We start from the raw sequence: 20693 nt of genomic DNA, 5'->3' as shown, positions 1-20693 counted from the left end.
CTCAGAACTCCACGCCGCGCTGCGCCTTCACGCCTTGCTCCTTGTACGGGTGCTTGACGAGCCGCATTTCGGTGACGAGATCGGCCGCGTCGATCAGCGCATCGGGCGCGTGCCGCCCCGTCACGACGACGTGCACCGAAGCGGGACGTGCGGCGAGCGTCGCGAGCACTTCGTCGAGCGGCAGGTATTCATACTTCAGCACGGTGTTCAGCTCGTCGAGGATCACCATCCGGTAGTCGCCGCTCTCGATCATCCGGCGCGCCTCGTCCCAGCCCTTGCGCGCGGTCGCGATATCGGCGTCGCGGTTCTGCGTGTTCCACGTATAGCCGTCGCCCATCGTCACGAAATCGCACTCCGCGACCGCGCCGAGAAAGTCGCGCTCGGACGTATGCAGCGCGCCCTTGATGAACTGCACGACACCGAGCCGCATGCCGTGGCCGAGCACGCGCACGGCCATGCCGAACGCGGCCGTGCTCTTGCCCTTGCCGTTGCCGGTATTGACGATCAGCAGGCCCTTTTCCAGGGTGGCGGCGGCCTGCTTCTTCTCGTGGCCGGCGCGGCGGCGTTCGGTCATCCGCTGATGGGATTCGGCATCGGTCTTCATCGGAAATCGTCCTGTCGAAAGCGAAACAAAGGGTTCAGAGCGGGCCGGCGAGGGCAACCGTCACGCCGTCCCGGATGGATTTGGGGCCCAGCAGCCGGCCATGCGGCGCCGCGAGCTGCGCGCAGGGTTCGGCCACGCCCGCCACCCCGAAGCGCGCCAGCGCGGCGTCCGACGGGCCGCTCGCGGCCAGTTCGGGACGGCTCGCCAGCTGCGCCGCGTCGAACGCGACGAGCGGCCAGCCGCGGCGCGCGCACAGCACGCGCAGCGCCCGCGCACACGCCTTGTCGGCGAGCGTCGCGACGAGCGCCGGTTCGGCGGCCGGGTAACGCGCCAGCGCCGCCCGGATCGCGGCATCGAGCTGCGCGGCCGTGACGCCCGCGCGAAAACCGATGCCGAGCGCGACGCGCATCATGCGCGGCCGCCGAGCGCCGCACGCACGGCCGGGTCGTCGGCAAGCGCCGCGACGCGGCCGATCACGACGATGGCCGGTGAACCGATGCCGGTTGCGCCGACGCGTTCGACGAGCGTGTCGAGCGTCGCGAGGACCTGCCGCTGCTCGGGGCGGGTCGCATGCTCGATCGCCGCGCACGGCGTATCGCCGGGCAGGCCGCCGCCGCGCAGCGCGGCGGTGATCGCGTCGAGCCGGCGGATGCCCATGTAGATCACGATCGTCATGCGCGTGGCCGCCAGCGCGCGCCAGTCGGGCTCGTCGGCGCCCGCGCCGTGGCCCGTGACGAAGATCACGCCCTGTGCGGCGCCGCGCTGCGTGACCGGGATGCCGAGCGCGGCCGGCGCGGCAATGCCTGCGGTGATGCCGTTCACGATCTCGACCGCAAAACCCGCCGCGCCCAGCGCGGCCAGTTCCTCGCCGCCGCGGCCGAACACGAACGGATCGCCGCCCTTGAGCCGCGCGACGCTGCGGCCCGCCCGCAAGTGCGCGAGCATCGCGGCGACGATCGCTTCCTGCGGCGTCGACGCATGGCCGCCGCGCTTGCCGACGTGCTCGACCTGCGCGTCGGCGCGTGCATGGCGCAGCACGTCGGGATTCACGAGATCGTCGACGAGCAGCACGTCGGCCGCGCCGATCGCACGCACGGCCTTGAGCGTCAGCAGGTCGGCGTCGCCGGGGCCGGCGCCGATGAGCCACGCGCGGCTCATCGCACGCGGCACGGCACGCACCGTGTCGAAACAGTGGAAAGGAACAGGCGGGCGGCACATCGGCGGCCGGCGGGCAGGCAGTGCATGACGGATCGGACGAAGCCCGCGCGGACGCGGGCGGAATGCGCACCCCATCCGTCCCCCGCGGATCGGGCGTTCGGCGAGCATCGGGCTCGCCCCTTGCGTCGGCCGGTATCCGGGCTGGCCGCTTGCCAGGCCGCAGCCTTCCCGCCCGCTGAAGGGCAGTGGCATCGCGGGCGGCCTGGGCGCGTGCGCGGGGAGCGCGTCGCGCGGGCGGCGTACCGTTGCGGGGACAGCACAGGCCGGGCGGTCGTCCGCCTCCTGTTTCCCGTTTAACTGCATGCGCGGAATGCGCATGCGAGCACCGAACGCGGCGCATACGATAGCACAGCGGTTCGCCCGCGCGAACCGGCCACGGCCGGCCTCCGGCACGGTGCGCCGGCGGTGCGCAACGCAGTCCGGCGCCCCGTGCCGCCTTGACGCTCCCGGCCCCGCCGCCTACACTCGCACGCGTTTTGGTGCTCGCGCGTGCCGCTCCGGCGCGCGCAGTTAAACGGGAAACAGGGAGCCTGCCTGCACCGCAGTCGAGCCAACCTGTGCTGCCCTCGCAACGGTAAGCGAACGTGTCGCGCGCGAGCGCGATGCAGCGCCGCTTCGCCGCCTGCCGCGAGCAGGCGGACGACCGCCACTGGATGCCGCGCGCATCCGGGAAGGCGAAGCGGCGTGTTCGCCAGCCCGGATACCGGCCTAAACGTTGGGGTTCAGCGCCGCGGGGAGGCGGCGCATCGTCCACGGCCGCAGCAGGCCCGACGCCCGGGGTGTTCCGCTTCCTCCGCCGATCTGCCCCCCGCGCGAACGCGCCGGGCCGGGACGGCGAACGGCAGGCGGCGCGGGCAGGGCCGGCGGCAGCCGTGTTGGCATTCACGATGTCGACCGTTCGCAAGGAAGCACCATGTCCGATTCGTTGTTCCGCCCGTCGCGCGGTTGTTCGCGCGGATCGCGCGGCGGTCTGCCTGCGCGTCGCCCGATGAATGGCCTCGCCGCCGCCAACGCGACGATCCCGTCCTGATTCCCTCTTCGACACCGGACCTACCATGACCCTACGCAAGCTTCCCGTCACGATCGTCACGGGCTTTCTCGGCAGCGGCAAGACGACGCTGATGCGCCACATCCTGCAGCACGCCGCGGGCCGCCGCATCGCGGTGATCGTCAACGAATTCGGCGAGCTCGGCATCGACGGCGAGATCCTCAAGGGCTGCGGCATCGGCTGCGAGGACGCCGACGGCGCGCAGGGCGAAGCGTCGGGCCAGCTGTACGAACTCGCGAACGGCTGCCTGTGCTGCACCGTGCAGGAAGAGTTCTACCCGGTGATGGAGGCGCTCGTCGAACGGCGCGCGGACATCGACCACGTGCTGATCGAGACATCGGGCCTCGCGCTGCCGAAGCCGCTCGTGCAGGCGTTCAACTGGCCGACGATCCGCAACAGCTTCACGGTCGACGCGGTCGTGACCGTGGTCGACGGGCCGGCCGCCGCGAGCGGCCAGTTCGCGGAAAACCCGCAGGCCGTCGACGCGCAGCGCCGCGCCGATCCGAATCTCGACCACGAATCGCCGCTGCACGAACTGTTCGCCGATCAGCTGTCGTCGGCCGATCTGGTGATCGTGAACAAGGCCGATCTGGTCGGCGACGCGGAATTCGCCCGGATCGAAACCGCGATCCGCGACGAGATCCCGCCGCAGGTGAAGATCGTTCGCGCGACGCGCGGCGAGCTCGATCTCGCGATGCTGCTCGGCCTCGAATCGGCATCGGAAGAAACGATCCACCTGCGTCACGATCATCACGGCTCGGCCGACGACGGTGATCACGATCACCATCACGACGATTTCGACTCGGTGGTCGTGTCCGGCGACGCCGGCACGCGCGAGGCGACGATCGCCGCGCTGCAGCGCGTGGTCGAAGCGCACACGATCTACCGCGCGAAAGGGTTCGCCGCGCTGCCCGGCGCGCCGATGCGGCTCGTGATCCAGGGCGTCGGCCGCCGCTTCGACAGCTATTTCGACCGACGCTGGCAGGACGGCGAAACGCGCGCGAGCCGCTTCGTGCTGATCGGCGAGGATCTCGACGCGGCCGCGCTGCAACGCGCGTTCGACGCCGCGTGCGCGGCCGAGCCGCAACAGGCGTAACGCACGATGCATCTGCTGCGCACCACGCCGGGCGGCTTCGTCGACGATACGCAGGGCGTCGTCCGGATCGACCAGCAGCCGGCCGACATCGTGATCCTGAGTTCGGCCGACACGACGCTGTCGCTGCTCGCGAGTGTCGTGCCGCGGTTGCCGGCCGGGTTCCCGAGCGTGCGGCTCGCGAACGTCACGTTCCTGCGGCAGCCGGCGTCCGTCGATTTCTACGTCGATGACGTGCTGCGTCATGCGAAGACGGTCGTGATCGATCATCTCGGCGGCGAAGCGTACTGGCCGTACGGGATCGAGCAGGCCGTGTCGCTCGCGTCGAAGCGCGGGCAGCAGCTCGCGATGTTCTCGGGCGACCTGCAGGAAGATCCGAACCTCGTCGCGAAGAGCACCGTCACGCCGGCGCTGTGCCGGCTGTGGTGGCGCTATCTGCGCGAGGGCGGCGTGCACAATGCCGACGCGCTGCTGCGCAGCATCGCGTTCCATACGCTCGGTTTCGGCGCCGAACCCGAGCCGCCGCGCCCGCTGCCGGCCGCCGCGCTGTATCACCCGGCGCGCGACCGCGCGAGCGTCGACGACTGGCGGCCGCGCTGGACGCCCGGCGCGCCCGTCGTCGCGATCCTGTTCTATCGCGCGCACTGGCAGGCCGCGAACACGGCCGTGTTCGACGCGCTGGCCGACGCACTGATCGCCGAGGGGCTGAATCCGTTGCCGATCGCGGTGACGTCGCTGAAGGATGCGGTGAGCCGCGAAGTCATCACGCAACTTTGCGACACGCACGGCGTCGCGCTCGTATTGAACACGACCGCGTTCGCGGCCGGCGCGATCGACAGCCCCGAACACGACGTGCTCGCCGGCGACGCACCGGTGCTGCAGGTGATCCTGTCCGGCGGCAACCGCGACGCGTGGGTGGCCGACAACCAGGGCCTGCATGCGCGCGACATCGCGATGCATATCGCGCTGCCCGAAGTCGACGGGCGCATCGTCACGCGTGCGGTGAGCTTCAAGGGGCTCGCGTATCGCTGCCCGCATACCGAGGTCGACGTCGTGCGCTATCAGCCGGACGCCGAGCGGATCGCGTTCGTCGCGGCGCTCGCGCGCGGCTGGTGCCGGCTGCGCACGCTCGACAACGCCGACAAGCGCATTGCGCTGATTCTCGCGAACTACCCGCAAAGCGAAGGGCGGATCGGCAACGGCGTGGGGCTCGACACGCCGGCATCCGCGCTGCGCGTGCTCGCGGCGCTGCGCGACGCGGGCTACACGCTGGCCGACCTGCCGCCCGATGGAGACGCGCTGATCGCGCGCCTCACCGAAGGCGTGACCAACGACGCGGCCGTGCATGCATTGCGACCCGCGTTCCAGAGCTTCCCGCTGGCCGACTACATCGCGCGCTTCGCGCGGCTGCCGGCCGCCGTGCGCGACGCGCTGAACCAGCGCTGGGGGCCGCCCGAAGCCGACCCGACGCTGCGCCATGGACGTTTCACGATCGCCGGCTGGCGCGCCGGCAACGTGTTCGTCGGCATCCAGCCGTCGCGTTCGCGCGGCGAGAACGACTACGCGAGCTATCACGATGCGGATCTCGTGCCGCCGCACGCGTATCTCGCGTTCTATTTCTGGCTGCGCGATGCGTATCGCATCGACGCGGTCATCCACCTCGGCAAGCACGGCAACCTCGAATGGCTGCCGGGCAAGAGCGTCGCGTTGTCCGACGCGTGCTGGCCCGACCTGACGCTCGGGCCGTTGCCGCATCTCTATCCGTTCATCGTCAACGATCCGGGCGAGGGCAGCCAGGCGAAGCGCCGCGCGCAGGCCGTGATTATCGATCACTTGATGCCGCCGCTCACGCGCGCGGAAAACTACGGACCGCTGCAGGATCTCGAGCGGCAGGTCGACGAATACTACGAAGCGCTGATGGTCGACGCGCGGCGCGCGAAGCTGCTGCGCAAGACGATCCTCGCGACGATCGCCGAGCATCGCCTGCACGACGAGCTGAGCGTGTCGCCGCCGCGCGATGCGGGCGACGAGGATGCGCTGCTCACGCGCGTCGACGCGTGGCTGTGCGAACTGAAGGAAGCGCAGATTCGCGACGGGCTGCACGTGTTCGGCGCATCGCCGGCCGCTCGCCAGCGCCGCGACACGCTGCTCGCGCTCGCGCGTTTTCCGGTCGGCGATGGCAAGGGCGCGCGGGCGGGGCTGATCGGCGCGCTGGCGCGCGATCTCGCGCTCGGCGACGACTTCGATCCGCTGTCGGCGGACTGGGCCGCGCCGTGGGTCGGCCCACGCCCGGCGATCCTGCAGGCGCTCGACGCATCGCCGTGGCGCCACGCGGGCGATACGCGCGAGCGCCTCGAATGGCTCGCGCAACAATGGCTGGACGGGCTGTGCGCGGCCGACGGCGGAAACACGGGTGCCGACGCGACGCCGCCCGGCGAATGGCCCCACACGCTCGCGGTGCTCGGGCGCGTTCGCGCGACGCTGCTGCCCGCGCTCGACGCGTGCGGCGGCGAGGAAATGCGCCAGCTGCTGCGCGGGCTCGACGGCCGTTTCGTGCCGCCGGGGCCGAGCGGTTCGCCGTCGCGCGGCCGCCCCGACGTGCTGCCCACCGGACGCAACTTCTACTCGGTCGACACGCGGGCGGTGCCGACGCAGGCCGCGTGGTCGCTCGGCCTGAAATCCGCGCAGCAACTGATCGAGCGCCATCTGCAGGATCACGGCGACTATCCGCGCGCGATCGGCCTGTCGGTATGGGGCACGGCGACGATGCGCACGGGCGGCGACGACATCGCGCAGGCATTCGCGCTGCTCGGCGTCCGGCCGAAATGGGCGCACGGCAGCCATCGCGTGACCGACTTCGAGATCCTGCCGATCGAGATCTTCGACCGGCCGCGCATCGACGTGACGCTGCGCGTGTCCGGCTTCTTCCGCGACGCGTTCCCGAACCTGATGCACCTGTTCGACGCGGCCGTGCAGGCCGTCGCCGCGCTCGACGAGCCCGAGGAACTGAACCCGATCCGCACGCGCGTCGAGCGCGAGCGCGCGAAATGGATCGCGCAAGGGGTGACGCCCGACGAAGCGCGGCGCCGCGCCGGCTGGCGCGTGTTCGGCGCACGGCCGGGCAGCTACGGCGCGGGCTTGCAGGACCTGATCGACCAGCGCCGCTGGCAGACCGACGCCGATCTCGCCGATGCGTATCGCCAGTGGGGCGGCCACGCGTATGCGCAGAACAGTGCCGGCGACGCGGCGGCCGACGTCTTCGGCGAGCGGCTCGCGACGATCGACGTCGTCGTGCAGAACCAGGACAGCCGCGAGCACGACATCCTCGATTCGAACGACTACTACCAGTTCCAGGGCGGGATGACGGCGGCCGTGCGGCACTTGTCCGGGCAGCAGCCGAGCATCTACCACGGCGACCATGCGAACCCGGTCGCGCCGACGATGCGCACGCTGCGCGAGGAAATCGCGCGCGTGATCCGCTCGCGCGTCGTCAACCCGAAATGGCTCGACGGCGTGAAGCGTCACGGCTACAAGGGCGCGGCCGAGATGGCCGCGACCGTCGACTACCTGTACGGTTATGACGCGACCGCGCGCGTGCTGTCCGACCACCAGTACGCGCTCGTCGCCGACGCGTACCTGTTCGACGACGCCACCCGCGCATTTCTCGAACGGCACAACCCGAAGGCGCTGCACGGCATCTGCGAACGCTTCGTCGAGGCGATGCAGCGCGGCCTGTGGCAGCAGCCGGGCGACTATCGCGAGCGGATCGAAGCGGTCTGGCTCGCGAGCGAACAACTTCAGGAAGGGGGACGGCGATGACCGATCCGACGACGCACCGCGCCCGCGCGGTCTTTCCGTTTGCGGCGCTCGTCGCGCAGGACGCGCTGCAGCAGGCGCTGCTGCTCGCCGCGATCGACCCGTCGCTCGGCGGCGTGCTCGTGAGCGGCCCGCGCGGCACCGCGAAATCGACCGCCGCACGCGGCCTCGCGGAACTGCTGCCGGAAGGGCAGTTCGTCACGCTGCCGCTGTCGGCGAGCGACGAGCAGGTGACGGGCACGCTCGATCTCGCGCATGCGCTGGCCGGAAACGGCGTGCGCTTCCGGCCTGGATTGCTCGCACGCGCGCACCTCGGCGTGCTGTATGTCGACGAAGTGAACCTGCTCGCCGACGGGCTCGTCGATACGTTGCTGGACGTCGCCGCGAGCGGCGTGAACATCGTGGAGCGCGACGGCGTGTCGCACGCGCACGACGCGCGCTTCGTGCTGGTCGGCACGATGAATCCGGAAGAGGGGGAACTGCGCCCGCAACTGCTCGACCGCTTCGGGCTGATGGTCGAACTGGAGAACTGTTTCGACGCCGCGCAGCGCGAACGGATCGTGAAGGCGCGACTCGCGTTCGATCTCGACCCGGACGCATTTCGTGCACGTCATGCGCCCGTCCAGCGTGAACTCGGCGACCGGATCCATGCGGCGCGCGCGCGGCTGGCGACGCTGGATTTCGACGATGCAGTCCATGCGCGCGTCAGCGCGCTGTGCATCGACGCGGCCGTCGACGGGTTGCGCGCCGACCTCGTGATGCTGCGCGCCGCGCGCGCGCTGGCTGCGCTGGAGCAGGCCGACGCGGTGACGGTGTCGCATGTCGAGCGTGTGGCGCAAGCGGTGCTGCGGCACCGGCGCCATGCGGATACGCCGCCGTCGCACGGGTCGTCGCAACACGGCGGCGAACACGACGAACGTTCCCCGCTGGATGCGCGCCAGCGGGACGACAACCGGCAGGACGAGACGCGAGGCGGGGCATCCGCCGCGCAGAGCGACTGGGGTTATCTGCCGCCCGAGCCGGCCGGCCTGCGCGAAGTGAAAGGCGTGGTGCCGCTGCCGCTAAAAAAACGCTGAGCCATCGAGCCGGCGCCGCCGCGAACGCCGTTCGCGGTCCTCGATGGCAGTCAGGCGCGGCCGCGCACGTACCGGGCACGGCCCGCGCGGGCACGACCGTTGCGTGGCCGGCGACGCTCGCCGCGAAACGTGGCGGCCCGCTGCTTCACGAACATGTGCGGTTCCGGAAACGCGCAGGGACGCCGCATGCACTGCATTGCTTCGTGCTCGACTGTTCGGCGTCGATGCTGTCGAACGACCGGCTCGCGCTCGCGAAGGGCCTGATCGTCGCGTATTTCGATCGGGCCGCGCGCGATCGGGTCGAAACCGCGCTGATCTGCTTCGGCGGTCAAGGCGCTGCCCGGCGTTTCGGCCCGGCCGTCCCGCGCTGGTGGAACGCACGCTGGCTCGAACCGGTCGACGGCGGCGGCGGCACGCCGCTCGCGGACGGCATCGCCGCGGCCGCGCAGCTGCTCGCGCGCGACGCACGGCGCGAGCCCGGCAAGCAGCGCTGGCTGTGGGTGCTGTCCGACGGACGCACGCGCGAAACGCCGCCGAAACCCGCGTCGGCCGACCACGTCGTGTTCGTCGACTTCGACGATGCGGCCGTGCGGATCGGGCAGGGCGCGCGGCTCGCCGCCGCCTGGGGCGCGCAGTGGCTGACGGCCGACGCGCTTCGCACGGATCTCGCGCGCCGAGGGCCGGCCGGCGGTGCGCTATGATCGCCGCTTCTGCTCATGCTTACCGGAAAACCCCGCCATGCAAGTACTGGTCGATGCCGACGCGTGTCCCGCCGTCATCAAGGACATGCTGTTTCGCGCCGCGCGTCGTGCCGAAATCAGCGTGACGCTGGTCGCGAACCAGTTCCTGCGCACACCGCCGTCGCCGTTCATCAAGGCCGTCCAGGTGCCGGCCGGCTTCGACGTGGCCGATGCGCGCATCGTCGAGCTGGCGGAAGCCGGCGACCTCGTGATCACGGCCGACATCCCGCTGGCCGCGGCCGTCCTCGACAAGGGCGCGCATGCGCTCGACCCGCGCGGCAACTGGTTCAGCCGCGAGAACATCGAGGAGCGCCTGTCGACGCGCGCGATGATGGACCAGTTGCGCAGCGCGGGCATCGACACGGGCGGGCCGGCGCCGTTCAGCGCGCGCGACGGCAAGGCGTTTGCGTCGCAGCTCGACCGGTTCCTGGCGCGGCAGGGCAAGCCGTAAGGCTGCATGTCGACAGGCACGCGTTGCCGCGTATGTGCAGATGGAACCGAAGCGCGCACACGTGGTGTATGAATCGTCCGCCGATGCGCAGCGGTGCGCGCGCATCGCGCCTGTCCAGGATGCAGGGTTGCGCCGACGCTGCTATCGTGACGCAAACCACAATACAGGAGCGCACGCGTGTCACCGACCCAACTTCTCGTTCCGACCTTCACCCAGATGCTGCGCGCGCAGTCCGCATGGCTCGACAAGGCCGTCGCGCACCGGCAGGCCGCGGGGATCGAACCCGACGCGGTGACGACGTTGAAGCTCGCGCCCGACATGTACCCGCTCGCCGCCCAGGTGCGCTTCTCGTGTTTCCAGGCGATGGAACCCGTCTACCGGCTGCGCGGCGAAGCGTTGCCGGCTGCGTTGCTGTCGTTGCGTGAAGCGGGATGGAACGCGGATGCGCAGCCGGGTTCGCCGGGCGACGCGCAGTCGATCATCGCCGGCACGCTCGCATTTCTCGGCGAACTCGCGCCAGATGCGCTCGATGGGGGCGCCGCGCGGCCGATCGCGCTCGAACTGCCGAACGGGATCGCGTTCGACATGACGGGCGAACAATACGCGCGCGACTGGGCGCTGCCGCAGTTCTACTTCCACGCGATCGCCGCGTACGCGATCCTGCGCCATCACGGCGTCGATCTCGGCAAGGCCGACTACGTGCCGCACATGCTCGCGTACGTGCGGCCGGACACCATTCCGCAAGGGTAAGCGGGCCGCCCGCGGCCAAGCGCGAAGCGACATGACACGGACACTGTTCATCTGCAGCCGCAACCGGCTGCGCAGCCCGACGGCCGAAACGGTGTTCGCCGCATGGCCGGGCATCGAAACCGACTCCGCGGGCCTCGCGCCCGATGCCGACACCCGCCTGTCCGCCGAGCAGCTCGACTGGGCCGACATCGTGTTCGTGATGGAGCGCGCGCACAAGGCAAGGCTGTCCACGCTGTTCGGTGCGCATCTGAAGGGCAAGCAGATCGTCTGCCTCGAGATTCCCGACCGCTACGCTTTCATGCAGCCCGAACTCGTCGCGCTGCTCGAGCGCAAGGCCGGGCCGTTCCTGCGCGCGTGACCGGCGTGCGCAGCACGGCCCTCAACGAAGCGGGCCGTTGACGATCGCCGAAAAACAGTCGAGACGCAGCAGCTCGATGATCTTGCGCGTCGGCACGCTCGCATGGAGCGTGTCGAGCCGGTCGGCGGCGAACCACTTGCAGCGGGCGATCTCGTTGCTCGCGCGCGGCGTCAGGTGCGCCGGCACCTCGGCCACGAACACGTGATGGAGCTTCGTCAGCCCGCCGAACTGCACCGCGTAGTCGAGCGCGAGCCCTTCCAGCCGCGTTTCCTCGGCAAGCTCCCGCCGCGCGGCTTCGAGCGGCGTCTCGCCGCGCCGGATCGTGCCGCCCGGCAGCGACCAGCGCGATGCCGTGCGGGCGACCAGCAGCACGCTGCCGCGCTGACGGCACACGATGGTGGCGCGTTCCTTGGTGACGGCGAGGGTATCCGGCCCGGTGCTCATGTTCGGCAAAGCAGGTACTGAATCGTGGGGAAGTGCGCGGCGGCGGCGGGTTGTCCGGCAACGGGGCGCGACGGCGTACAAGCTGCCGCGTGGAGGTTACCCGCCGTTCGTGACAGTTCCGTGCATGGCGCCGGGCGCCGCGTTACGCGTGCGTATAGATGCCGTTGCGCGTCGGCTTCGCATGGCGCGAGTGGCGACGTTTGTGAACGGCGCGCCGGTGATGCGGCGACGGCGCGTGCCGGGCCGTGGGCGCGCCGGCCTGCGGTGCCGCGGCGGGCATGCGCGTCTGTCCTTCGCCGAAATGGAAAGTTTGGGTTTGCGCGCGCGCGACGCCGAGCGTCGACGCCAGCATGAAGGCCGCCAGCCATATCCGTTTCATGAATGCTTCGCCTGACTATTTTCGGGATGAACGTTTCCGCCAGCTTAACGAAGGGCGGGCCGGCCTCGCAACCGGCCCGCATTCGGTGTCGTCCCCACTTGCGCTCGACCACGTTATCCGCGCGGCACGCCGGGTGTATCCGGGCTTGACAATGAAATTCCTGAGTGTGAATATAAATTCACACACAAGAATTATTCGTCGAGTCCGACGGGCGCGCCGCAGGCATTGGCCCGCCGGTGCCGACAGTCCGATCAACCGGAACCAGGAGCGGGACGCATGGCGGAACACGAGCAGCAGGGCGCGCTGGCGGGATTGCGCATCATCGACCTGTCGCGGGTGCTGGGCGGCCCGTACGCGACGCAGATCCTCGCCGACCATGGCGCGGAGGTGATCAAGGTCGAGCCGCCGTCCGGCGACGAGACACGTACCTGGGGGCCGCCGTTCGACGGCGACACCGCATCGTATTTCCTCGGCGTGAACCGCAACAAGCTCGGCGTTGCGCTCGACCTGACGCAGCCGGCCGACCGCGAGCGGCTGCTGGGCCTGCTCGAACACGCGGACGCCATCGTCGAGAACTTCAAGATCGGCACGATGGAGCGCTGGGGGCTCGGCTTCGACGCGCTGCATGCGCGGTTTCCGCGCCTCGTCCATTGTCGCGTGTCGGGGTTCGGCGCGGACGGGCCGCTGGGCGGGCTGCCCGGCTACGACGCGGCCGTCCAGGCGCTCGCGGGGCTGATGAGCGTCAATGGCGAAGCGGGCGGCGCACCGCTGCGCGTCGGCGTGCCGATCGTCGATCTCGTCACGGGTCTGAACGCGGCGCTCGGCGTGCTGATGGCGCTGCGCGAGCGCGATGCGAGCGGCCGCGGCCAGTTCGTCGAATCGACGCTGTTCGACTGCGCGCTGTCGATCCTGCATCCGCATACGCCGAACTTCTTTCATTCGGGCAACGCACCCGTACGTACCGGCAACGCGCATCCGAACATCACGCCGTACGACAGCTTTCCGACGGCGAGCGTCGACATTTTCCTGGCGGTCGGCAACAACGGGCAATTCGCCGCGTTGTGCGACGTGCTCGGCACGCGCGGCTGGCTCGACGATCCGCGTTTCGCGGACAACCGCGCGCGCAGCGCGTACCGCGCCGCACTGCGTGCGCTGCTCGAAACGGCGCTGGCCGGACATGACGGCGCGGCGCTCGCCGAGCAGCTGATGCGCCGCGGCGTGCCGTGCGCGCCGGTGCTCGGACTCGATGCGGCGCTCGATCATCCGCATGTCGCGCATCGGGAGATGAAGGTGACGCTGGGCCGGCATCGCGGCATCGCGTCGCCGATCAAGCTCGGTCGCACGCCGGCGACGTACCGTCGACCGCCGCCCGCGCTGAACGAGCACGCGGCGCAGGTGTTTGCGGACCGCGACGGCCGCCACGACGATCGCAGGGACTGACCGGCATCACGGCCGCCGGCCGTGCGGGCCGGCACACCATCATTCGGACATCACGCCGGCTTGCGCACGGAAGACGCCGTACCGGCGGAAGAGGAGACGCATCATGCTTGCATGGATCGGCGCGATCGCCATCGTCGCGCTGTTCGGCCTGATCATCACGAAGCGGCTGTCGCCGCTCGTCGCGCTGATCGTCGTGCCGGTGGCCGCGTCGCTCGCGGCCGGCTTCGGATTGACGACCGGCAAGTTCGTCGTGCACGGCGTACAGAACATCGGCCCGATCGCCGGGATGTTCGTTTTTGCGATTCTATTTTTCGGAATCCTCACCGATGCGGGGATGCTCGACCCGATCATCGCCGGCGTACTGCGCTTGATCGGCTGCCATCCGCCGCGCATCGTGATGGGCTCGGCGCTGCTCGCGCTGCTGATCCACCTCGACGGCTCGGGCGCCGTCACGTTTCTCGTCACGCTGCCGGCGATGATGCTGCTCTACACGCGCCTCGGGATGGACCGGCGGATTCTCGCGTGCGTCGCGTCGATGGCGGCCGGCGTCAATTTCCTACCGTGGGTCGGGCCGATGCTGCGCGCCTCGGCGGCGCTGCACATCCCCGGCTCGGCGATCTTCACGCCAATGATTCCGGTGCAGATCGTCGGGCTCGCGTTCGTGTTCGGCACCGCTTACGTGCTCGGCGTGCGCGAGGCGAAACGGCTCGGGCTCGACCGCGCCGGCGCCGCGTCGCTGGCGATCGCGCCGCGCGAGCTGACCGACGCCGAACGCGCGTTGCGCCGGCCGGGCCGCTTCGGGATCAACGTCGTACTGACGCTCGTCGTGCTCGTCACGCTGGTGTCGGGCATCGTCGACCCGATGGTGTTGTTCATGCTCGGCACGGTCGCCGCGCTCGTGATCAACTACCCGGACGTGCAGGCGCAGCGCGAGCGGATCGACGCGCACGCGAAGGCCGCGCTGATGATGGCGAGCGTGCTGCTCGCGGCCGGCGCATTCACCGGCATCATGTCCGGCACCGGCATGCTGAAGGCGATGGCCGAGGTCGTCGTCGCGCACGTGCCGGTCGAGCATGCGCGCCACATGCCGTTCGTACTCGGGCTGCTGTCGATGCCGCTCAGCCTGTTGTTCGATCCCGATTCGTTCTACTTCGGCGTGCTGCCGGTGCTCGCGGAGAGCGGCAAGCTGCTCGGCGTGCCGCCGATCCAGATGGCGCAGGCCGCGCTGCTCGGCCAGATGACGACCGGCTTTCCGGTGAGCCCGCTGACGCCCGCGACGTTCCTGATCGTCGGCCTGACCGGCGTCGAGCTCGCCGAGCACCAGAAATTCACGATTCCGTTCCTGTTCGCCGCCACCGTGCTGATGGTGTTCGCCGCAGTCGCGACGGGCGTGTTTCCGCTATGAACGGCCGGGCCGTTCACGTTTCCCGGGAGAGCAGTCCATGCAGTTCGACCTGACCGACGACCAGCGCGCGATCGAAAGCGCGATCGAGAAAATCTGCGAGCGCTTCGGCGACGACTACTGGCTCGAACGCGATCGCGCGGGCGGCTTTCCGGCCGACTTTCACGCGGCGCTCGCCGAAGCCGGCTGGCTCGGCATCGCGATGGACCCGGCCCACGGCGGCGCCGGTCTCGGGATGACCGAGGCCGCGCTGATGATGCGCACGATCAGCGCATCGGGCGCCGGCCTGTCCGGCGCGTCGGCCGTGCACATGAACATCTTCGGGCTGAATCCCGTGCAGGTGTTCGGCAACGACGCGCAGAAGGCGCGCTTCCTGCCGCCACTGATCGCCGGGCGCGACAAGGCGTGCTTCGCGGTGACGGAGCCCGACGCGGGCCTCGACACCACGCACCTGAGCACGCAGGCGCGCCGCGACGGCGACCACTACGTGCTCAGCGGGCGCAAGATCTGGATCTCGACCGCGCAGGTCGCGAACAAGATGCTGATCATCGCGCGCACGACGCCGCTCGACCAGGTCGCGAAGCCGACCGACGGGCTGAGCCTGTTCTACACCGACCTCGACCGTTCGCATGTCGAGGTACGCGAGATCGAGAAGATGGGCCGCAAGGCCGTCGATTCGAACATGCTGTTCATCGACAACCTGCGCGTGTCGCGCGACGACCTGATCGGCAACGAAGGCGACGGCTTCCGCTACCTGCTGCACGGGCTGAATCCCGAACGGATCCTGATCGCGGCGGAGGCGATCGGGCTCGGGCAGGCCGCGCTGCGCCGCGCGACGCAGTATGCGTGCGAGCGCGTCGTGTTCGGTCGGCCGATCGGGCAGAACCAGTCGATCCAGCATCCGCTCGCGCAGGCGTGGATGCAGCTCGAGGCCGCGTGGCTGATGGTGATGAAGGCCGCGGCGCGCTACGACGCGGGGCAGTCGTGCGGCGCGGAGGCGAACGCGGCGAAATACCTCGGCGCGGAAGCGGCGTTCCAGGCGTGCCAGACGGCGGTCGCGACGCTCGGCGGGATGGGTTACGCGAAGGAATACCATGTCGAGCGCTACCTGCGCGAGTGTATGATTCCGAGGCTCGCGCCCGTGAGTCCGCAACTGATCCTGTGTTACATCGCGGAGAAGGTGCTCGGGCTGCCGAAGTCGTACTGACGCGCGGCGGCTCGCCCGGCGCGCGGTTTCCCGTTTCGATTCAAGCGCTCGTCATGGACGTCAAACTCGTTGCCCGCACGCTCGACCTGTTCGAGCTGTTCGCCGCCGAACGGCGGCCACTGCCGCTCGCCGAACTCGCGCGCCTGCTCGATGTGCCGCCGTCGAGCTGCCTCGCGATGGCGCGCACGCTCGTGAGCCGCGGCTATCTGTACGAAGTGCGCAAGCGCGGCGGCTACTACCCGACGCGGCGCCTGCAGACGATCGCCGCCGCGATCGACGCGACCGATCCCGTCGTCGACATCGTGCACCCGCACCTCGTCGCGCTGCGCGACGCGAGCCGCGAGACAGCCGTGCTCGGCAAGATCCAGGGCGTGTCGGTCACGTATCTCGACGTCGTCGAGTCGGAGCAGGCGATCCGCTATACGCGCCAGCCGGGCGAGCTGCGCCCGCTGCATGCGAACTCGATCGGCAAGGCGATCTTCGCGGAACTCGCCGGCGACGCGCAGCAGGCGCTCGGCATGCAACTGCCGTTCGAACGTTTTACCGACGCGACGGTGGCCGACCTGCCGGCGCTCGTCGCGCAGACCGCGCGGTTTCGCGAACTCGGCTGGGCCGAGAACTTCGGCGAGAGCGCGCCCGAGCTGTCGGCGATCGCGGTCGCGCTGACGCTCGACGGCGACTGGTACGGGCTGTCGGTCGTCGGGCCGACCGAACGGATTCGCCAGCAGCGCGACGCGCACGCGGCGCTGCTCGTCGACGCGAAGGCGCGGCTGCTGGCCGAGCACGCGCGCGGGTAGGGCCGCCCGCCGGCGCACGATCCTGCTGCGCCGGAAACGGCCCGCCGCGCGTCGCGGCATCACGACTTCATCACGACTTCACCCACACGCCGCCCGCACTCGGGTTGTCGCCCTGTGTCCACCATTTCGCGCAGTACTTCGCGCCCTGGTACATCACGCAGGTGCCGCCCGGGTAGGCGGTCGTCGCCGACCACACCGGCGAGCCGCCGCCGACCGGCTTCCATACGGCCGCCTGGCCGGGCACGTCGCCCTGGGTCCACCACTGCGCCTGGTACGTCGTGCCCTGGTAGGTGACCGTCGCGCCGGCCGTATAGACCTGGCCGGCCGCCCAGGGCGCGCCGGGCTGCGGCGTGCCGCCGTCCGAGCCGCCGCCGTAGTTCGGATCCTGCGTGACGCCCGCGCCCCACTTGCCGTCGATCTGCCTGAAGATCGTCGCGAACGCGTACGGCTGCTGCGCGACGCCCGAGCAGGTCGGCGACGCATACGTGCCGCCGGACGGGCACGCCTGATCGCGGCCGACCGACCAGTTGCCGAAGAAACCGTAGCCGTTGCCGATCGCCGCGTTCACCACGCTTTGCGCATTCGCGAGCGTGAAGGTTTCACCCTGCACGTCGTTCACGCCGATCATCGGCGTGACGCCGACCATCTGCCAGAGCTGCGCATGGGTTTTTGGTTGGCCGGCCGACTTGAACGCCGTGTCGAGCTGCGCGTACAGCGCCTGCGCGGCGCTGATCGCGGCGGCGCCCATGTCGATGTTCGCGGGGCCGTAATCCATCGCCATCACGTTGACCGCATCAAACGCGGCCCGATTCGCGAGCGCCGCGTTGACGACGTTCAGGCCGTCCTGCGTGAGTCCGGTCGGCATCGTCGGTAGCGTCAGCGTGACGTGCAGCGGCTTGCCCTTCGCCGCGTAGTCGGACTGCAGTTGCGCGACGGCCTGGAAGTTGCGCGCGACCGCGGCCGTGTCCTGCTGCGACGCGCCTTCGATGTCGAAATCGATGTGCGTGAGGCCGTACGTGTCGATCACGGTCTGGTAGGCCGCCTTCAGCGCGGGGACCGTCGAGCACGCCTGCATCAGCGGCGTGCCGTTCGCGCCGCCGAACGAGACGGCGACTTCGCCGCCTTTCGCGCGGTAGCTCGCGATCGACGTCGACAGCGCTGTCAGGAGGCCGCCGCTCGCGCCGTTGCCGATCGGCTGCACGCCGCCCCACGACGGCACGCAGCCGTTGCCCGCGACCACGAACGCGAGCGTGAATTGCTGGATGCCTTGCCGGACGCCGATCTGATCGACGAGCGGCGTCGGATAGAGCGTCACGTCGACGAAGGGCGCATAGACGCCGGCACCCTGGGACACGCTCGCCACGGCAAGCAGACAACCCGCGGCAAGTGCACGCGGGATGAAACGCGGCAACAGATTGTTGTTCATTGTGTTCTCCAAGTGGAAGAGGGATACGCTGGCCTGCGTATCGCTGCCGGCTGGGCGACCGGGCATGCCCGGCCGGCAGCGTGCTCATCTTGGAGGATTCGCGGCGAATAGTGAATGGTTAGGTGTTCTTTTTGTTATTTGATTCCCGATACGTAACGATCTTGCCGATTCGACACGGTCGTGCAACGCGGGGCGGGCGATTTTCCCGATCGGTGCCCGCGGCGCGATACGTGCCGCTTACGTCGATGCCGGCTGCGCCAGCGAACGAGCCAGCGCAACGAAGCGCTCGACGCACGCCGACGAAAACGGCGCGTTCCACGACACGATCTGCTCGACCGCGCGCGCGCCGGCGAGCGGCACGTAGACGACACCGGCGCGCTGCAGCGTCGCCGTGAAGGCCGGCACGATCGCGATCCCCCGTTCGGCGGCGACCAGCGACACGAGCGTCGTGATTTGCGCGGCGGTCGCGCCGAGCCGCGGCGAGAATCCGGCACGCGCGCACAGGTCGTCCAGCGCGGCGGTCAACGCCGAACCGTAACCGGGCGGAAAGGTGACAAAGGTGGCGTCGGCCAGTTCCGCAACGTCGAGGCGCGCACGGCCCGCGAGCGGATGGCCGGCCGGCACGGCCGCGACGAGCGGCTCGCGCGACACGACGATCGACGCGACCGGCACGCCGGGCGCGCCGTCCCACGCCCAGCCGAAGCCGACGTCCATCGCGCCGTCGGCGATCTGCCGGCGCTGGCTGGTGGTCGCCGCTTCACGGAACGCGAGTTCGACGTCGGGCATCGTGCGGCTCGCGGCGCGGATCACATCAGGGAACGTGTCCGACATCGGAATCGCGCTCGCGTAGCCGATCACGATGCGCCCGGCGATGCCCTGCGCGATCTTGCGCGCGCTCGCCTCGGCTTCGACGGCCGCGCTGACGACGTGGCGTGCATGCTCGAGGAACAGTTCGCCTTGCGGCGTGAGCCGCACCGCGCGCGTCGAACGCTCGAACAGCCGCACGCCGAGCTCGCTTTCCAGCGCGGCGATATGGCGCGTCAGTGGCGGCTGCGCGACGCGCAGGCGCAATGCCGCGCGGCCGAAGTGCAGTTCGTCGGCGACGACCACGAAATAGCGGAGGCGGCGCAGGTCGAGCATTGTTGTCGTTCCGGTATCAATGGCGGTGAAAACGGTATTGGCGCACGCGTGGCGCGCTCGTCAGACTGGCGGCATCGATGACGAGGCATTTCCGATGAACGACAGGACCACACGCATCGCATTCTTTCTCTGCGGTTTCGCCGCGTTTCTCAATCTCTATTCGACGCAGGGCATCCTGCACGCACTCGCGGCGACGTTCGGCGTCAGCGCGGAACGCGCGGGGCAGGGCGTCAGCGCGACCACGACGGCCGTCGCCATTATCGCGCCGTTCGTCGGCGTGCTGGCCGCGCGCATCGAGCGTCGCATCGCGATCTCGCTGGCGGCGGTGGCCGTCGCGCTGCCGGTCGTGTGGTCCGCACATGCGGCGGGTTTCGCGTCGTTTCTCGGCGCGCGCTTTGCGGCCGGGCTGGTCATGCCGTTCATCTTCGCGCTGTCGATCGCCTATATCGGAGAGCGCTTCGATCGCGGCACGTCGGCCGAGATCGGTGCGTTGTTCGTCGCCGGCACGACGCTCGGCGGGTTCGCCGGCCGCTTCGTCACGAACCTGCTGACGTCGATGTGGGGCTGGCGGCATGCGCTCGATGTCGTCGCGGCGCTGTGTCTCGTCACGGGCGTCGCGATCTACGCGAGCCTGCCGGCATCCGGTGCGGTTGCGCGGCAGGCGTCCGGCAACGATGCGGAGGCGGGGCCGTCGTCGCGGCTCGTCATGCGCGGCCCGCTGCTCGCGTCATTCGCGATCGGCGCATGCGTGCTCGCGTCGCAGGTCGCGACGTTCACGTTCATCGGCCTGCGGCTCACGCGCGCACCGTTCGGCTTCGACACGGTCGAGATCGGCGCAATTTATGCGGTGTTCCTGGTCGCGGTGGTCGTGACGCCGCTGGCCGGGCGCCTCGCGCGGCATCGCGGCCCGCGCGCGCCGGGGCTCGCCGCGGCCGCGCTCGCGATCGGCGGAGCGTTGCTGACGTTGTCGGACAGCGTGCCGGTGATCCTGGCCGGCCTCGCGCTCAGCTCGACCGCCGTATTCGTCGAGCAGGCGTCGGCGAACACGTTCATTTCGCAGGCGGCGTCGAGCGCACGCTCGACGGCGATCGGCATCTACCTGTCCTGCTATTACTTCGGCGGCAGTCTCGGCTCGATCCTGCCGGTGCCCGGCTGGCATCGCTGGGGCTGGGCCGGCTGCGTCGCGTTCGTAGTCGTCGCGCAGGCCGCGGTCGGCGTGCTCGTGTACCGGTTCTGGCGTACCGGCGGCGCATCCGGCCTTACGCATGCCGACGCGCGCACCGTCACGCTGCCGCGGTAACCGC

The 20693-nt window shown here is 70.0% G+C and carries 19 protein-coding genes and 2 riboswitches; of the genes, 12 read left to right on the top strand and 7 right to left on the bottom strand.

Going from position 1 to position 20693, the window contains the following annotated elements; translation table 11 throughout:
• Position 1: 1 nt before the first annotated feature.
• Genes cobO through cobA form a run of 3 tightly spaced genes read right to left on the bottom strand, consistent with a single transcriptional unit; the run spans position 2 to position 1822 of the window.
• Positions 2-604 (bottom strand): cob(I)yrinic acid a,c-diamide adenosyltransferase, encoded by a 603-nt coding sequence (gene cobO / locus AC0KUR_RS19455; RefSeq protein WP_034186911.1) that lies wholly within the window; start codon positions 602-604, stop codon positions 2-4.
• 34 nt (positions 605-638) lie between these two features.
• The gene (locus tag AC0KUR_RS19450) at positions 639-1016 is read right to left on the bottom strand and encodes a cobalamin biosynthesis protein (RefSeq protein WP_034186910.1); all 378 of its coding nucleotides are present in this window, start codon (positions 1014-1016) and stop codon (positions 639-641) included.
• Entirely contained in the window at positions 1013-1822 is an 810-nt protein-coding gene (gene cobA / locus AC0KUR_RS19445; RefSeq protein WP_185732779.1) for a uroporphyrinogen-III C-methyltransferase, read from the bottom strand. The genes AC0KUR_RS19450 and cobA overlap by 4 nt, the downstream gene beginning before the upstream one ends.
• Positions 1823-1932: 110 nt before the next feature.
• A riboswitch (cobalamin riboswitch) is annotated at positions 1933-2168 on the bottom strand.
• A gap of 114 nt (positions 2169-2282) precedes the next feature.
• Positions 2283-2548: riboswitch (cobalamin riboswitch) on the top strand.
• 329 nt (positions 2549-2877) lie between these two features.
• Here cobA and cobW point away from each other — a divergent pair.
• From cobW to AC0KUR_RS19410, 7 genes are all read left to right on the top strand, one after another.
• A complete protein-coding gene (gene cobW / locus AC0KUR_RS19440) occupies positions 2878-3966 on the top strand; it encodes a cobalamin biosynthesis protein CobW (protein ID WP_034186908.1) in 1089 nt (362 codons plus the stop codon).
• A gap of 6 nt (positions 3967-3972) precedes the next feature.
• On the top strand, positions 3973-7782 hold the full coding sequence (gene cobN, locus AC0KUR_RS19435) for a cobaltochelatase subunit CobN (protein ID WP_473376317.1): 3810 nt from the start codon (positions 3973-3975) through the stop codon (positions 7780-7782).
• Positions 7779-8855 carry a magnesium chelatase ATPase subunit I gene (locus tag AC0KUR_RS19430; protein WP_473376316.1) on the top strand — a complete coding sequence of 359 codons (1077 nt, stop codon included), beginning with the start codon at positions 7779-7781 and terminating at the stop codon, positions 8853-8855. The genes cobN and AC0KUR_RS19430 overlap by 4 nt, the downstream gene beginning before the upstream one ends.
• 140 nt (positions 8856-8995) lie before the next feature.
• Positions 8996-9556, top strand: a complete 561-nt coding sequence (locus tag AC0KUR_RS19425) for a vWA domain-containing protein (RefSeq protein WP_200087617.1) — start codon at positions 8996-8998, stop codon at positions 9554-9556.
• 37 nt (positions 9557-9593) lie between these two features.
• On the top strand, positions 9594-10046 hold the full coding sequence (locus AC0KUR_RS19420) for a YaiI/YqxD family protein (protein WP_049028295.1): 453 nt from the start codon (positions 9594-9596) through the stop codon (positions 10044-10046).
• A 177-nt stretch (positions 10047-10223) separates the two neighbouring features.
• Positions 10224-10796, top strand: a complete 573-nt coding sequence (locus tag AC0KUR_RS19415) for a DUF1993 domain-containing protein (protein WP_034186904.1) — start codon at positions 10224-10226, stop codon at positions 10794-10796.
• A gap of 31 nt (positions 10797-10827) precedes the next feature.
• Entirely contained in the window at positions 10828-11154 is a 327-nt protein-coding gene (locus tag AC0KUR_RS19410; RefSeq protein WP_034186903.1) for a low molecular weight protein tyrosine phosphatase family protein, read from the top strand.
• A 21-nt stretch (positions 11155-11175) separates the two neighbouring features.
• Here the strand turns inward: AC0KUR_RS19410 and AC0KUR_RS19405 are convergent, their stop codons facing one another.
• Together AC0KUR_RS19405 and AC0KUR_RS19400 are read right to left on the bottom strand one after the other, a co-directional pair.
• Complete coding sequence (locus AC0KUR_RS19405) at positions 11176-11598, bottom strand: NUDIX hydrolase (RefSeq protein ID WP_034186902.1); 423 nt, start codon at positions 11596-11598, stop codon at positions 11176-11178.
• Between the two features lie 142 nt (positions 11599-11740).
• Entirely contained in the window at positions 11741-11977 is a 237-nt protein-coding gene (locus AC0KUR_RS19400) for a hypothetical protein (RefSeq protein ID WP_473376315.1), read from the bottom strand.
• 276 nt (positions 11978-12253) lie between these two features.
• Here AC0KUR_RS19400 and AC0KUR_RS19395 point away from each other — a divergent pair, with 276 nt between their 5' ends.
• The 4 genes from AC0KUR_RS19395 (at position 12254) to AC0KUR_RS19380 (ending at position 16823) form a co-directional block, all read left to right on the top strand.
• Positions 12254-13417: a CaiB/BaiF CoA transferase family protein gene (locus AC0KUR_RS19395; protein ID WP_473376314.1), complete on the top strand. Its 1164-nt coding sequence runs from the start codon at positions 12254-12256 to the stop codon at positions 13415-13417.
• Positions 13418-13520: 103 nt separating this feature from the next.
• Positions 13521-14822, top strand: a complete 1302-nt coding sequence (locus tag AC0KUR_RS19390; RefSeq protein WP_473376313.1) for a CitMHS family transporter — start codon at positions 13521-13523, stop codon at positions 14820-14822.
• Positions 14823-14859: 37 nt separating this feature from the next.
• On the top strand, positions 14860-16026 hold the full coding sequence (locus AC0KUR_RS19385; RefSeq protein ID WP_059557707.1) for an acyl-CoA dehydrogenase family protein: 1167 nt from the start codon (positions 14860-14862) through the stop codon (positions 16024-16026).
• 53 nt (positions 16027-16079) lie between these two features.
• Complete coding sequence (locus AC0KUR_RS19380) at positions 16080-16823, top strand: IclR family transcriptional regulator (protein ID WP_034186898.1); 744 nt, start codon at positions 16080-16082, stop codon at positions 16821-16823.
• Between the two features lie 70 nt (positions 16824-16893).
• On the opposite strand, the gene AC0KUR_RS19375 is transcribed toward AC0KUR_RS19380, so the two are convergent.
• Together AC0KUR_RS19375 and AC0KUR_RS19370 are read right to left on the bottom strand one after the other, a co-directional pair.
• A complete protein-coding gene (locus tag AC0KUR_RS19375; RefSeq protein ID WP_049034973.1) occupies positions 16894-18249 on the bottom strand; it encodes a chitinase in 1356 nt (451 codons plus the stop codon).
• Between the two features lie 237 nt (positions 18250-18486).
• A complete protein-coding gene (locus AC0KUR_RS19370; protein ID WP_473376312.1) occupies positions 18487-19389 on the bottom strand; it encodes a LysR family transcriptional regulator in 903 nt (300 codons plus the stop codon).
• A gap of 94 nt (positions 19390-19483) precedes the next feature.
• On the opposite strand from AC0KUR_RS19370, the gene AC0KUR_RS19365 reads away from it, so the two are divergent.
• Positions 19484-20689, top strand: coding sequence for an MFS transporter (locus AC0KUR_RS19365; RefSeq protein WP_124607941.1), 1206 nt, complete (start codon positions 19484-19486; stop codon positions 20687-20689).
• Positions 20690-20693 lie beyond the last annotated feature (4 nt).

The sequence above is a fragment of the Burkholderia sp. YHN3-13 genome, assembly GCF_055810675.1.
The sequence above is the reverse complement of the archived record's forward strand: the minus strand, read 5'-3'. Positions and strand labels throughout refer to the sequence as shown.

Excerpts from the sequence above, each read along its gene's own strand:
- AC0KUR_RS19365 (WP_124607941.1), top strand. The coding sequence starts at position 19,484 with ATGAACGACAGGACCACACGCATCGCATTCTTTCTCTGCGGTTTCGCC.
- AC0KUR_RS19420 (WP_049028295.1), top strand. The coding sequence starts at position 9,594 with ATGCAAGTACTGGTCGATGCCGACGCGTGTCCCGCCGTCATCAAGGAC.
- AC0KUR_RS19450 (WP_034186910.1), bottom strand. The coding sequence starts at position 1,016 with ATGATGCGCGTCGCGCTCGGCATCGGTTTTCGCGCGGGCGTCACGGCC.
- AC0KUR_RS19430 (WP_473376316.1), top strand. The coding sequence starts at position 7,779 with ATGACCGATCCGACGACGCACCGCGCCCGCGCGGTCTTTCCGTTTGCG.
- AC0KUR_RS19395 (WP_473376314.1), top strand. The coding sequence starts at position 12,254 with ATGGCGGAACACGAGCAGCAGGGCGCGCTGGCGGGATTGCGCATCATC.
- cobA (WP_185732779.1), bottom strand. The coding sequence starts at position 1,822 with ATGTGCCGCCCGCCTGTTCCTTTCCACTGTTTCGACACGGTGCGTGCC.
- AC0KUR_RS19410 (WP_034186903.1), top strand. The coding sequence starts at position 10,828 with ATGACACGGACACTGTTCATCTGCAGCCGCAACCGGCTGCGCAGCCCG.
- AC0KUR_RS19400 (WP_473376315.1), bottom strand. The coding sequence starts at position 11,977 with ATGAAACGGATATGGCTGGCGGCCTTCATGCTGGCGTCGACGCTCGGC.
- AC0KUR_RS19370 (WP_473376312.1), bottom strand. The coding sequence starts at position 19,389 with ATGCTCGACCTGCGCCGCCTCCGCTATTTCGTGGTCGTCGCCGACGAA.
- cobW (WP_034186908.1), top strand. The coding sequence starts at position 2,878 with ATGACCCTACGCAAGCTTCCCGTCACGATCGTCACGGGCTTTCTCGGC.
- AC0KUR_RS19390 (WP_473376313.1), top strand. The coding sequence starts at position 13,521 with ATGCTTGCATGGATCGGCGCGATCGCCATCGTCGCGCTGTTCGGCCTG.
- cobN (WP_473376317.1), top strand. The coding sequence starts at position 3,973 with ATGCATCTGCTGCGCACCACGCCGGGCGGCTTCGTCGACGATACGCAG.
- cobO (WP_034186911.1), bottom strand. The coding sequence starts at position 604 with ATGAAGACCGATGCCGAATCCCATCAGCGGATGACCGAACGCCGCCGC.
- AC0KUR_RS19405 (WP_034186902.1), bottom strand. The coding sequence starts at position 11,598 with ATGAGCACCGGGCCGGATACCCTCGCCGTCACCAAGGAACGCGCCACC.
- AC0KUR_RS19385 (WP_059557707.1), top strand. The coding sequence starts at position 14,860 with ATGCAGTTCGACCTGACCGACGACCAGCGCGCGATCGAAAGCGCGATC.
- AC0KUR_RS19375 (WP_049034973.1), bottom strand. The coding sequence starts at position 18,249 with ATGAACAACAATCTGTTGCCGCGTTTCATCCCGCGTGCACTTGCCGCG.
- AC0KUR_RS19380 (WP_034186898.1), top strand. The coding sequence starts at position 16,080 with ATGGACGTCAAACTCGTTGCCCGCACGCTCGACCTGTTCGAGCTGTTC.